The organism is Cellvibrio mixtus subsp. mixtus J3-8 (genome assembly GCF_000766945.1).
Classification (GTDB): domain Bacteria; phylum Pseudomonadota; class Gammaproteobacteria; order Pseudomonadales; family Cellvibrionaceae; genus Cellvibrio; species Cellvibrio mixtus_A.
In genome coordinates this window covers 64,358-77,247 of sequence record NZ_KN266217.1, presented here as the reverse complement: position 1 = coordinate 77,247, position 12,890 = coordinate 64,358, and the positions used below count along the sequence as shown (strand labels likewise).

12 protein-coding genes are annotated in these 12,890 nt (G+C 44.2%); 8 read left to right on the top strand and 4 right to left on the bottom strand.

Features of this window, described 5'->3' with window-relative positions; all coding sequences use genetic code 11:
* Positions 1-12 precede the first annotated feature (12 nt).
* Both A596_RS23030 and A596_RS23025 read right to left on the bottom strand, forming a co-directional pair.
* Positions 13-429, bottom strand: a complete 417-nt coding sequence (locus A596_RS23030; protein ID WP_152600260.1) for a hypothetical protein — start codon at positions 427-429, stop codon at positions 13-15.
* Between the two features lie 21 nt (positions 430-450).
* The gene (locus A596_RS23025) at positions 451-831 is read right to left on the bottom strand and encodes an RHS repeat domain-containing protein (protein WP_152600259.1); all 381 of its coding nucleotides are present in this window, start codon (positions 829-831) and stop codon (positions 451-453) included.
* Positions 832-1,675: 844 nt separating this feature from the next.
* Between A596_RS23025 and A596_RS23915 the strand changes: the two genes are divergently transcribed.
* Complete coding sequence (locus A596_RS23915; protein WP_412130341.1) at positions 1,676-1,990, top strand: flagellar protein FlhE; 315 nt, start codon at positions 1,676-1,678, stop codon at positions 1,988-1,990.
* 54 nt (positions 1,991-2,044) lie between these two features.
* Here the strand turns inward: A596_RS23915 and A596_RS21255 are convergent, their stop codons facing one another.
* Positions 2,045-2,524 (bottom strand): hypothetical protein, encoded by a 480-nt coding sequence (locus tag A596_RS21255; RefSeq protein ID WP_039918687.1) that lies wholly within the window; start codon positions 2,522-2,524, stop codon positions 2,045-2,047.
* Positions 2,525-3,629: 1,105 nt separating this feature from the next.
* A complete protein-coding gene (locus A596_RS21250) occupies positions 3,630-5,471 on the bottom strand; it encodes a 3'-5' exonuclease (protein WP_039918686.1) in 1,842 nt (613 codons plus the stop codon).
* A gap of 745 nt (positions 5,472-6,216) precedes the next feature.
* Here A596_RS21250 and A596_RS21245 point away from each other — a divergent pair.
* The 7 genes from A596_RS21245 to A596_RS21210 all read left to right on the top strand — a co-directional run bounded on the left by A596_RS21245 (position 6,217) and on the right by A596_RS21210 (position 12,880).
* Positions 6,217-6,621, top strand: coding sequence for a hypothetical protein (locus tag A596_RS21245; RefSeq protein WP_039918685.1), 405 nt, complete (start codon positions 6,217-6,219; stop codon positions 6,619-6,621).
* A gap of 229 nt (positions 6,622-6,850) precedes the next feature.
* Entirely contained in the window at positions 6,851-7,273 is a 423-nt protein-coding gene (locus A596_RS22420; protein ID WP_052417774.1) for a hypothetical protein, read from the top strand.
* A gap of 312 nt (positions 7,274-7,585) precedes the next feature.
* Entirely contained in the window at positions 7,586-8,335 is a 750-nt protein-coding gene (locus tag A596_RS21230) for a PEP-CTERM sorting domain-containing protein (protein WP_039918683.1), read from the top strand.
* 373 nt (positions 8,336-8,708) lie between these two features.
* A complete protein-coding gene (locus tag A596_RS21225) occupies positions 8,709-9,389 on the top strand; it encodes a response regulator transcription factor (protein WP_039918682.1) in 681 nt (226 codons plus the stop codon).
* Complete coding sequence (locus A596_RS21220) at positions 9,376-10,722, top strand: sensor histidine kinase (RefSeq protein WP_052417773.1); 1,347 nt, start codon at positions 9,376-9,378, stop codon at positions 10,720-10,722. The genes A596_RS21225 and A596_RS21220 overlap by 14 nt, the downstream gene beginning before the upstream one ends.
* A gap of 131 nt (positions 10,723-10,853) precedes the next feature.
* Positions 10,854-12,125 (top strand): NAD(P)/FAD-dependent oxidoreductase, encoded by a 1,272-nt coding sequence (locus tag A596_RS21215; RefSeq protein ID WP_084128769.1) that lies wholly within the window; start codon positions 10,854-10,856, stop codon positions 12,123-12,125.
* Positions 12,119-12,880, top strand: a complete 762-nt coding sequence (locus A596_RS21210) for a DUF1365 domain-containing protein (protein ID WP_039918681.1) — start codon at positions 12,119-12,121, stop codon at positions 12,878-12,880. Before A596_RS21215 ends, A596_RS21210 begins: the two co-directional genes overlap by 7 nt.
* Positions 12,881-12,890 lie beyond the last annotated feature (10 nt).

Sequence of the window (12,890 nt, the reverse complement as noted above, 5' to 3'; positions counted from 1 at the left end):
CTTGAAGTTAGATTATGAGGCTTTCGGGTGTCTAGTAAAGTCTGGGAAGTCCAAAGAGCTAGATGTGACTACGCCGTCATAACCGCCACTGCGAATTTTTTGTGTCCATTCAGAATTCCAAATTAAGCGATTATTATTGGACGGCATAAGATCGTTTGCGGCTAGCCCGCTTTTCATCCAAAAATTTTGATACTGATTGCTTGTACCGCCTCGGGGATATTCTGAGATAGCGACGCTATAGGTTACTCCATTGGTAACCAAACTAGAGGTAACTGCAGAAAACTGCGGAGCAATCGATTGACTATTACCAATAGGATTGGCTACTTGCGCAGTTTGGGCAAGTAGCGAAAGTGAAACAATAGATAGGCATACACCCAAGGTCATACGAACCACAACACGCATGCAACATAAAAAAGTTTTAGATTTCATAATGTAAAAACCAATAAAAGTTTAATTGGATGCTGCCTCTTTTTTCGCCCTATTGTCTGCGGCATCATAGTAGTAGGTATTTTTTATAGAATTTGGATAAGTTGCTGTTTTCACTCTACCCAGATCATCATATATAAATGTCGTTGTGACTGATTGAACAGATGCTGCACTGGAGTTCTCATTGACTGGCGTCCAACTGAAACATGGATTTTGACCTGATTGGAGCACTGTAGAGCCGCTCGCTGGGTATGTCATGCTTGGTGCTGGGTAGACTTGTGAGTAGGTATCGCGAGAAGCTAATGCCAATAATACAGCACATAGCGCTATGCAACAGGCACATGTATCTTTATACAAAACACTCAATACACGCATCCAAATTGAAGGAAGCAAAGAGGAAAACATTCAACACTCCTTGTTTAGAGGGAATCGCGACATAGCACTTAAAAAATCGGCGTCAGATTAAATCAATTTCTAAAGATTTTCCAATTAAAGTTTCAGTAGCATGACCTCTTTAAATTCCATTAACTAAGTGATGCCTCACGAACCAAACCTCAAAGAGATGCTACGTAAACGACTCACATCAATCAATTTAATATCAACCTTTTGAAAACCAGAAATTTGACTAGCCCCCCTACGAAACGCCAGCAATTAGTTGATATTCTCGAATCCATACCCCATAAAGTGAAACTTGTAAATTACGCAACATTACATTTTGAATCGCTCATGCCTTACTTTAAAAAATATGTACTTATATGTGAGAAAAGAGCTGGCGAACTGCAGAATGCTTCACTAGTTGACAGAAGCATGTTTAACTCATCCTGCTTCAGCACCCAAACGAACACGAAAAATGTTTTTTAGTATTATTTTCAATACATTTAATTTATAACGATACCAATGTTTAAACATACGTATTTATTACACTAATGGAAGTCACGGGATTTGATGGCCAGATTTTGTAATCGTGGTGTGACGTCTTCTATGTGACCTGCTATATTAGTTTTCAGTTGCCTATTTTTTGGAATTAACGGATTAGGCGTAACTTAAACTCAAAGGAACAAAAATATGGAATTACTTAAAGCGTTTAAAAGTATATTTAACCTTGGGGTTGGTTTCTGCGATTTACCCTGTATTTGCGCAAACAACTTCAATATCAATTATCCCTGAAGATAATTCATATCAAGTCGAAGCTGCTAGTCCTATTGCTGCACTTTTGAGTGGTGCTTGGATTAACAGTGGAGTGGGACCGATGCTCACAAATAAATCCACTAACTACGCATTGACTATTCCAGTGCTGGGTCCAGTTCCGGCAGGCTCTGTAATAACCTCTGTGAATTACTCCTGGAACCTATCCACGCTGCCTTCAGGTCTCACTGTGAGTCTATGTCACGATACTACCGCGACTTGTGTGAACGTGACATCGTCCAAAAATGGTTCGGTGTCTAACTTCAACGGTCTGGATGCTAACAAGAAGTTTATTTATGTGTTCCGTGTATCAGGTTCGGGTTCAATTTTCCCGGTCGCATACGGAATGTCGGACCAAGTGATTGTTAATTATAACTAATTAACATCGCTGTGGCCGCAACATAGACAATAGTTGCGGCCACTTTTGATGAAATCAAACATAAATACTATATCTGCTTAATCCAGTCTTCAGCTGATAATCCATAGGAAGGGATTTGTTGAATTCCATTAATGATTTGAAAATTTCTGCATCAGGAATATTTTCGGCCTTCATTTTTTTATAAATCTCAATCCGTTGTTCAGTTACATCTTCTGCTATTTGACTGAATTGATTGGTCCGATCCTGAAAGGCCCTCCATGCCTCAATATCAGAGGGCACATCATTAGCGTCATATATCTCTCTATCGGGAATAAAGGTATATATTTCGACCATTTCTTTGGCGAATAGAGGATCTTGTTCGACTTGTTCAAAAATTTTTTCAATGCCACTAGCGGCTTCATCGGATTCATTGATATTGGATGTTAATGAGATACCTGTGGTCGACGCTGAGTTAACATTGGTTGTTGTTGAAGGTTTAACTGGGTTGTTTATTGAATTACTTAATAAGCTGCCAATGCTAGAAATTACTGACATTTTAAATCTCCTTAAGTTTATCTCCTTATCTACATTGCAGAGCTTATGCCTATAAAAAAATAATGAATAGGTTCAACAAATTACGTCGTGCTAGTAGTGCATGACGTATACCAAGCGGTAGATGCTTGCCGGGATACGGCAATAATCTTCCGCCTTCAGATTCACCCACTTTCCATTCATTTAATTCCAGCGAATAACAACTGTTCTTGGGCATGGCTATTTACTTGTATTTGCATAAACTGGCACCCGATTTTGGCGTGTACCGTGATAAGGCGGTGCTTTCCCCCACGGATGAAAAACCTACTTGCCTATCGTTCCAGACGAAAGCAAGGGGAGCAATTGTGGAGGCAACGAAATAGTTGAAGCCTTCGTTGAGGCGTGCCACAAAATACGGTGACAACGCGAGTATGCAGACTGTAACGTGAGTGAGCGCCGAGCAATTTTCGAAAAGAATGTTGCACAGGCTTATCGTGCAATTGATAGCTATATCGCCATGCGGTTGCACATGTGGCTGCGACATAAATATAAAGTTAGAGGGTCGAGGTAAGCCATTTTCCTCGGTCCCATCTCTAAGGGCATTTTGGGTTCGTGCGTTTAACGCAATTGGGTTGCGGGTGAAAACGCGATATTTTGTCCGAGTGCCAAATGCGGGAAATTTGCACGTCCGGTTCGGTAAGCGGCGGCTGGAAATGTGAGCAGAGAGAAGGCGTGTCGGCTGCATTAATAATTGTTAAAAATGCGATGTCTATCGATCTTGTCAGTAATCGTAAGCTTTGCAGTTAGACTGTATCCACAGATGAATTTTCTAAAATTGAAAAAGCGGTAAAAAACTATCTGTTGCTATAAATAATTAAGTATAGATATGCAGCCAAAATGATTCAGAAAAACTGTTAGATTAATTTTAAGAGGGGCGGACGAGATAATGGATGAGCGAGAAAATAAAATATTTGAGATGGTCAAGCTCAATAGACGTCGGGAAATAATTAGAAAATTTCTAAAAAATTCGAAGTTGGTATGGATATTAGATCCATACCCTTACGAAACACATATAATCACCTATATTTTAATTAAACGATCCTTTAAAAAGGAAAATTGGTTGATACTGTCAACCACTCCCAACCAATTTTTGCGCATAATGATTATTAACCGATGAAGTTAATAACAAAAATTGCTGCGCACGTGTCATGGCAACATACAGTAAGCGCGCTTCTTCAGGCATAGCTTCCTCATCATCTTTCAGAACTCCAAGCCCCGCGACTATCACGCGGGGAAATTCAAGCCCTTTACTGCTTTGGCGAGTTACCAATAAGACTTTATTTTCCAGAGGATCATAGTTGCGGCGATTTTTGGAATCGCCCATCCATACATTCGGAACGGTGTGTTGGTTGAGTTCATGCATAAGCGCTTCACCAAAATTATGATGGCAATAAATGACTGCCATATCGGACCATGCAACACCATCGTCATGCCACTTTTTCAAACAAGTGCGAATGAATGATAATTCCTGAGCCCGGTTTGATAAAAGACGAAACGCTGGAACCTGACCGGATTTCCCGCCCATTTGTGGTTTTATAAGCGGTACTGAATCTTCATCTGCATCTTTTTCTTGTAAATATTCTTTAGCAAAGTCAAAAGCAAAATGTAGAATTTCGCGGGTGTTTCGGTAATTTAATTTGAGGATGCTGGTGCGGCCACGCGCCTGAATCCCTACACTGGATAATGTAAAATTCAGATTTGATTTTTTCTTATAGATGGCTTGCGCATCATCGTACAGTAACAGCAAAGCATTGGTTTCCGGATCGATCATACCTACGATTAATTTTAACCATTCAGCTTCAAAATCATGACCTTCGTCAATTAACACAGCACCATATTGCGCACGCGGAATGTGTTCCTGTTCTACACCTTTTATTACACTTAATACCTGCCGCTCCCATACTGGCTCTTTACCGTCTATTAAATTCACATGGTAGCTACGCAGTTGCTGCCCACACCAATCGTGAAAGTGATAAACCTGCACTTGTTGTTCAATGCCTTTTTCGCGCATAAATGCACGTAATTTTGCCGCTAACGAAATGTTGTAACAAAGCACCAGAATAGGTTTGGATTGAGTTTGAGCCAAATACCAACAGCGAAATCCTAAAATTAATGTTTTTCCAGAACCAGCTACGCCATGTACTACACGGTGTCCCTCTCCAAAGCTGCGAGCCAATTGTTCTTGCTGCATATCCATAACTTTAACAATATCCGGTACATCAACCGGTTTATCATCGCCATCTACTGGTGAAGCAAACAAATCTTCGTTCACCGAACCAATTCGAATTTCGGGAAATAGATGCGCACGGATACGATCAATTTGCGGCAAACTCAATTTTTGCGAAAACTGAAAGCTAAACATATTCCATAAACGCTGCTGGAATTCTTCCGCATCCGTTTTCTCCATCATTTCATCCTGACAAATCACCAAATGCGCAGGCAGAATCGATTCACCATCTTCCCCCAGCGCAGTTAGTAATTGTTTACGTGAAATATTGGTAAAAACTACACCGTAACCGTAGGGGCAAACCAGATTGCCTTGATGTTTTCCATCAGCCTGGACCAATGCATTATCGCGTTTTAATTTATTTACAACTTGATAAGCGCACTGGCGCGCTTGTTCAATGGGATTCGATTTATTAAAGGAACCGCTGGAAGTCAGCAATGTAAATGATTGGAGAGTCATGGATTTAATAGTGGATAACTTCCAATCCTTTACCTCCAAAAATAACAATCCACGCCCAGGATGCAAAATAATAAAATCCGGATAACGTCGGGCTGCACCTACAGGCACATCAAACCAGCAGAGATAATCATCTTCCAGGAATTTTTCCAAACGTTGTCCGAATCGGCGTTCACCGGGGGTCATTTTGGTAGAGCTGGAATTAATATTAGGGATAATTGTGGCCATCTATTTATTTTCCATTACTAATGGCAAATCTCGATTCATGGCAGTGCCTGCTATTGAATAACGATCATTATAAAAATCGATATTAGTAGTTTTGCAAGCTTACGCAAATATCAGAGCATTACAGTACGATCACTTTTTGTCCTGCTTTTAACTCAGCCAACTCGTTTGACAACCCTCCCCCACCCCATTAAAGTTCACCCCACTAGAACACGTGACGGTCCCCGCAACCGTCAGCTTTTTTTGCGATTTCGATATTCGTAGGGAAAGTGGCGCCCGCCATTTGGCCGGGTGGAGAGGCGTAATAGAAAACCCGCAAGGGGAATATGCCCGGAGCGCTCACGTGGCTCTAGTTGACACCCGGCTTCCAGCTACTAACTGGAAGCCGTTAACTTAAATACGTGAGAGTCTAATCATGAACAATCCAAATACACCGGACGTATCCGAAAATCCCTCCCCAAGCCTCAAATGGTAAATAGTTCAGCTGTACGATTCCTATCGAGAATTCCAACATCATTGTGCGTTTTATTGTAAATCCACGAGTGTAATTATTCATCGTTTTGTTGATGACCTCGATGCGGATAGCACCGAAGGCATCGAACGTTTTGCACAATTAGTGGTTGATAAAGCCGATGCAATTGATGTGCGATTAAAGCGGTTGATGGATAGGGTTTGATTCATCAATTTCTAAACAATCCCCCTTGCAAAAAAGGGGATTGATGCATGATTATCTTTCGCCGAATGCACTATGTCTCAGACATATTGTTTAACCATTGGGTATGATACTTTTTTGTTTTTTGGTTCTATTAGGGATGTGGATATGATTTGGCTAATAAAATTTAAAGCGGCAATGGGAGTTTCCTCCAGTGTGAATATGGATGGCTCGGATGCTATTTACGCTACAGGCGTTGTACTTGCGGATACAGAGAAAAGCGCTAAAACGTTACTGCAAGAATATCTCCACTCTGACCATATTTCGTTAAATATTAATGAGATTAATGCAGAGCAATTTGACCCTGAAAATATTGAGGGGTCTGCAGATGAGATTGCAGATATTAGGCAATGTGTTCTTGGCATCAATGAAAAAAAACCTGTTGCATTAGCAAATGCGATATCGTCAGAAGCGTACGAATCTATAAAGGGAGATAAATAATGCTAAAAGGAGCTTTGTCATTAGCCGAATGTATGCCAGCCTATAAAGTTGACTGCACCTTGATTCTGCACAATTCGAGGCAAAAGCGCGATTTCGTTTTACGCACCACTTTAGATTCCCTCTCCGTATGGAAAATTAAAGTCAAATACCTGTTTCACCTTACCGAGAGGCAATTGGTGCTATTACTAAAGATGCAGCAATCATAGAAGGTGATTTATGGGTTTTTGGCGTGGACGCCACCAAACCAGAGGATATTTTTACCGCCGTAAAAATCGGCATGCCTCATCACAAGGTTAAAGCTTCAGATATTATTGGAGATGTGTATGTAAAAAACCTTAATACAGAGCATGAATCAGAAATGAACTTACAGGCTCTGGTATTGGCAAATAAAAAATTGTATCGCGGGGTTTGTACCGCTGTTTTCAACGCAGCCAAGCTCCTTGGGGTTCAAGGCGTTATTAATTTTTTCGTCATCAGCAGTAATGTAAATCATAAAATACCTAAAGAGGATTTACACCAGGCACTACGGGATGGAGGCGCAAATAACGTTGACACTGACGGACATATCCATATGATCAAATCGGGTTCAAATAAAGGTGATAAAGCTGCCATTATTAAACAAAATATTCATTTAGTGACCTTTAAAATTTGATCATTGGTTCATATGCATCACGCGCATCAAAATATTAGTCAAGACGACACACTGCTGCGTCAGACATTGCGGGAAGCTTTTATTAATTACCTCGTCCATGCCGATTATTCTGATCGTGATCGGCCAGTTTTTATGGTAATACTGAGGCTTTTTCAGCGTCGGCCTTAAATCGTTCGTCAAGTCCAATATCCAGGGGATGCAGGGGGTTTTTCGTACAACAAAAAGGATTGTCATGTTGTATATGTGGATTTAGAATGTCGCGCTTTTCATTTTTTAAAATTTATTTTTCTAATTACAACAAGGATTTATTCGATGCTGAAACAATTTAAAAGTCTCATTTTGGGAGTTGGTGCATTGATGGGCGTAAATGCCCATGCAGTAATTATCTCTGGCGACCAGGTAACCTCAGGTGGAAAACAAGTAGCCTTGCAAGGTTTGGAATGGCTTTCCCTGGATCATACCGTTGGCTTCAGCCGCGCCGATATCGAAGATGGTTTTACTGACCGATTTGGCAATACCTGGAATGCGGGTGACTGGCGTTATGCAACTCGCGCCGAAACTACAACGCTATTGAGCTCATTATGGGGTGGTGTCTGGACGGGAGAGCTAGGAGGCTGGCAAAGCAGCAATCATGACGGTGCAAGCTGGTTTATAAATGCGTTTGAAGGCTTGGCGTATGACAGTGGCTTCGGCAACGGGCGTATTGATAAAACTTACACGTTCCCTGGCGGTTACAAGAATCATGACTTTTCTCAATTCTTTTTTGGAAATCAGTATGAGTGCAACGGCCGGTATGATTTTACCTGCTACGGTCTAGTGCAAGTCGCGGATTATCATTCCTCTAGTAATAACTCCGAAAAGACTGGCTGGCTACACAAGGGCTACGGTCTAAGCATGCAGGCTTCGAATATTGCAACGCTTAGTATTAGCAGTGGCGTAAGTAGAGGAAGCCTTTTAGTCCGTACAGCCAGGGAGCCGGTTAATGTTCCAGAATCAAGCGGCTTGATATTGTTAGGTTTAGGTTTGCTCGGGATGATGACTCGCCGTCGTTTTAAATCTTAACAATCGTCAGCTTTTTTGTGAAACCCGCAAGGGGAATATGCCCGGAGCCCTGCATGTGCTCCAGTTAACACCCGGCTTCCAGCCACTAACTGGAAGCCGTTAACTTAAAACACACAAAAGTCCTATCATGAACAATTCAAATACATCGGATGTATTCGAAAATCCCCCCGCAAGAAATCAAATTGGAACGACTCATTAAATTTCGTCTCAACACTTTAAAAACACTTAGACGAAATTTAAATCAATTGCATGTGTGCGCCACACCAGCTTGCAACTATAACGCTGGTTTTCACTAGCGCGATGAATAGCCCCTTTGATACATTGCATGGCATATCGGTGAACTCCACCATTTCAAACACACAAAAGATAATCCATGAAAATCCTGATTATTGAAGACGATCCAAAAATCCGTACCTACGTCGGAAAAGGTTTAAAGGAAGCCGGGCATGTTGTTGATCTGGCTGAGGATGGGGAAATCGGCCTTCATCGCGCGTTGCATGAAAAATATGATGTGCTGATTATTGATCGTATGTTGCCGTTGCTCGACGGTCTTTCCATTATTAAAACATTGCGCGGTAGCGGCAATTTGGCCGGCGTTTTGATATTAAGCTCGCTTGGTGACGTAGATGACAGAGTGACCGGTTTGCGCGCTGGTGGCGATGATTATCTCGTTAAACCTTTCGCGTTTGTTGAACTCCTGGCGCGGGTCGAAGCGCTGGGCAAACGCGCATCTTTGCCATTATCCGCGCAATCAACCACACTCAAAGCCGGCAATCTGGAAATAGATTTACTCGCACACAAAGTGCGTTGTAACGGCAAAATCATTGATCTTCAACCGCGTGAATTCCGTTTGCTGGAATACCTCGTAAAATTCAAAGGCCAGCTGGTCACGCGCACTATGTTGCTGGAAAGCGTGTGGGATTATCATTTTGATCCGCAGACCAGTGTGATCGACGTGCACATAAGCCGCTTGCGCAAAAAATTGGGCGACACCGGAAATACGTTAATCAAAACCGTGCGCGGTGCAGGATACATTGTTGATGACAGTTTCTAGGCGTTATATCCAAAGCTCCAGTTTTAAGATGGCATTGTTGTTCACAGTGTTGCTTGCCGTGTCTGCTGCCATCCTGGGTTATTTCCTGATTGATTTGGGCAAACGCGATTTCCTGCGCGAAACCGAAGCCGCAATTGATATTGAAATCAGCATGGTGTCGGGCATGGCGAATGTTGAGGGCGAGTTGCTGCCCTACATTCAACGCCGGGCCAAGGATGATCAGATCGTGCGCTTCCGCTATGAAGATGCAGCGGGAAAATTGCTGGGCGGCTCCATTGACCCCATGCCCGCTACCATCCAGAAGATTACTGAAGGCGTTTTGGGTTTTGACCTTGAAACATTCCACGGCAACCAGGCATTTGCTGCAAAAATCCACACATTCGATAACGGCGCGCGCATTATGGTTGCGCGCAATGTGCAGGAACTGATTGCGAGTTATGAGCAGCTCAAACATTTGAGCTGGCTCATTATGGCGTTGATGTTAATTGTGGTGCTGGTAAGTTTTGGAATCAGCCATTTTGTGGTGAGCAGAATTAACCGTATCGCGGCGACCGCAGAACATATTGTTAAAACGGGTGATTTATCCCAACGCCTCGCGATTGATAGCCGCTGGGACGATTTGAGTAATTTATCGCTGGTGCTAAACAGTTTTCTCGCAAAAATCGAAGACCTGATGAATGGTGCGCGCGAAATCAGCAACAATATCGCCCACGATTTACGCACGCCATTAAGCGGTTTGCGCAGCGATATTGAAGCGTTGAAAAACCAGCGCGTCGATGACGAACACATCGACATGGTGCTTGCGAATGTCGACCACATCCTCGGTGTATTCCATGCATTGCTGCGCATTGCCAATATCGAAAAAGGCAAGCGCGGCCAGCAAATGCGCGACGTGAATTTGAGCAAAATTGTTCATGACATCGCTGAGCTTTATGAGCCGGTCGCTGAGGAAAAAGAGATTCGCTTCGATATAAAACTCGCCGCCAATTTAATGATTAAAGGCGATGGCGATTTGCTGTTCCAGCTGTTTGCCAACCTCGTCGACAACGCCATTAAATTTTCGCCGTCGCATTCGGTGATTGTGTTGTACACATGCGTTGAAAAGAATCACGTGGTGACATTGGTTGGCGACCAGGGGCCGGGAATCGCGGACGACGAAAAAGAAAAAGTGTTCAAACATTTTTACCGGGGCGATGCCAGCCGCAGTACGCCGGGCAACGGGCTGGGCCTGAGCCTGGTGCGCGCCGTGGCCGAGCAACACCAGGCGCATATTACCCTTGAGAACGCGGCTCCGGGCTTGCGGGTTCGCATAACCTTCCAGGCTTACCAATAAAGTTTTAACCTGGCCAACAACCTTAAACCTTCCCCGATACTTTCTAACCTTACCAAAAATTTAGAAAAGAGTAAGTTTGTGTCAATACCAGGCCCTCTACTATTGTAAGTGGCTCTAACGAGGACATACCTTTGACACAGATAGGTCGAAAAAAAATAGCCATAATCGGCACCGGTATATCCGGCCTTGGGGCAGCATCACTGCTGCATCCCCACCATGACATTACCGTCTACGAAAAAAACGGCTATATCGGCGGCCACAGCCGGACTGTGGAGGTAAATACCAAAGACGGCGTTGTGCCGGTGGATACCGGGTTTATCGTGTTTAACAAACGCAATTATCCCCTGCTCACCCGCTTGCTGGCGCATTTGCAAGTTCCTATCGCTGACAGCGATATGTCATTCGGTGCGAGCATCAACAACGGCTGGCTTGAATACGGCACACGCAAACCCGCCAATATATTTGCGCAAAAAAGAAATTTGTTACGCCCGGATTTCCTCGGCATGATCGCCGACATTTTACGCTTTAATAAATCGGCGCATTTATACCTTCACAAAGATCCTTCGTTCACCCTGGGCGATTGCCTGGACGATCTGGGCATGCGCCCCTGGTTCCGGAATTATTTTTTATTGGCGATGGGTGGTGCGATCTGGAGTATGCCGCTTGCCGATATGCTTAAATTTCCAGCGCGGACCTTTATTCGTTTTTTTGAAAACCATGGCTTGCTCACTATCAACGACCATCCCCAATGGCACACGGTGGTTGGCGGTAGCCGCGAATATGTGCGCCGGCTGACAGAGCCGTTTAAAGGTCGCATTCATTTGGGCCGCGCGGTTACCAATGTGATACGCAACGACGACAGTGTGTTGGTGGAAGACTCGTATGCAGGAATGCAATATTTTGATGAGGTGATCTTTGCCTGTCACGCCGACCAGGCACTCGCCATGATTGCCAATCCAAGCATCCAGGAACAAAAAATTCTTTCCGCGTTTACCTATCAACCCAACCGCGCCGTGTTGCACAGCGATACCAGTTTTATGCCCAAGCGGCGCAATGCCTGGTCGAGTTGGGTTTACCTTTCCGAAAGCAAGGCCGATAACAATCCCTGTGTGTCGCTCAGCTATTGGATGAATAATCTCCAGCCACTGGCGACCGACCAACCATTAATAGTGACGCTGAACCCCGGCCACGAACCGGCGGCTGAACTTATCCACGATGATGTGATGTTTGAGCATCCGGTGTTTGACGCCGCAGCAATTGAAAACCAGGCGCGCATTGAAGGGATACAAGGGCATAACCGCCTGTGGTTTTGCGGCGCCTACCAGCGCTACGGTTTTCATGAAGATGGCCTTGGCAGCGCCGTAGCCCTGGCGGAACGCATGGGGGTTTTGCCGCCATGGTGACCACAGCGCAACTCTATACCGCGCAAGTCGTGCACAAACGGCTGTTTCCCAAAGCCAACGCTTTCCATTACGGCATTTATTACCTGGTGTTGCCATTGCCCGCTGCGCCGGTTCCGGGACGCTTTGCAAGTTTTCACCGGGAGGATGTTGGCCCGCGCGATGGCAGCGATCCAACCCCCTGGGTCAGGAACATCCTGGCGGAATACGGCCTGGACCATAAAACGCAACACATCACCCTCGTCACCATGCCGCGCGTGCTCGGTTATGTTTTCAATCCCGTCAGTTTTTATTTTTGTATGGATGAAAGCCACGCATTAAGAGCGGTGTTGTGCGAGGTCCACAACACCTTTGGCGAGCAACATAATTATCTGTGCGCGAACCCGGACCACGCGCCGATTACCGCCGATCAATGGCTCGAAGCGGAAAAGGTGTTTCATGTGTCGCCCTTTCTTAACCGGCATGGCAATTATAAATTTCGTTTTGATTTCACTGCGGACACTCTGGGCATCTGGATCGATTACTACGATGCTGACCAGCAAAAACAATTGGTCACTTCGTTGACCGGCACACTCGCACCACTGACATCACAAACGTTACAGCGCGCGTTCTGGCGGCATCCATTGGTCGCGATGAAAGCCATTTCATTAATTCATTGGCAAGCGTTAAAACTGTTACTGCGCGGTATTCGTTTTATCACCAAACCTGTGCAACTTGCACAACGTACCACCGCAACCCGAAACCTTAACAAGATATGACAACGAAAAA

Bases quoted from the DNA above. Each gene is read 5' to 3' on its own strand.
- A596_RS21210 (WP_039918681.1), top strand. From the start codon at position 12,119: ATGGTGACCACAGCGCAACTCTATACCGCGCAAGTCGTGCACAAACGG.
- A596_RS21220 (WP_052417773.1), top strand. From the start codon at position 9,376: ATGACAGTTTCTAGGCGTTATATCCAAAGCTCCAGTTTTAAGATGGCA.
- A596_RS21255 (WP_039918687.1), bottom strand. From the start codon at position 2,524: ATGTCAGTAATTTCTAGCATTGGCAGCTTATTAAGTAATTCAATAAAC.
- A596_RS21245 (WP_039918685.1), top strand. From the start codon at position 6,217: ATGTCTCAGACATATTGTTTAACCATTGGGTATGATACTTTTTTGTTT.
- A596_RS21250 (WP_039918686.1), bottom strand. From the start codon at position 5,471: ATGGCCACAATTATCCCTAATATTAATTCCAGCTCTACCAAAATGACC.
- A596_RS23025 (WP_152600259.1), bottom strand. From the start codon at position 831: ATGTTTTCCTCTTTGCTTCCTTCAATTTGGATGCGTGTATTGAGTGTT.
- A596_RS23030 (WP_152600260.1), bottom strand. From the start codon at position 429: ATGAAATCTAAAACTTTTTTATGTTGCATGCGTGTTGTGGTTCGTATG.
- A596_RS21225 (WP_039918682.1), top strand. From the start codon at position 8,709: ATGAAAATCCTGATTATTGAAGACGATCCAAAAATCCGTACCTACGTC.
- A596_RS21230 (WP_039918683.1), top strand. From the start codon at position 7,586: ATGCTGAAACAATTTAAAAGTCTCATTTTGGGAGTTGGTGCATTGATG.
- A596_RS23915 (WP_412130341.1), top strand. From the start codon at position 1,676: ATGCTCACAAATAAATCCACTAACTACGCATTGACTATTCCAGTGCTG.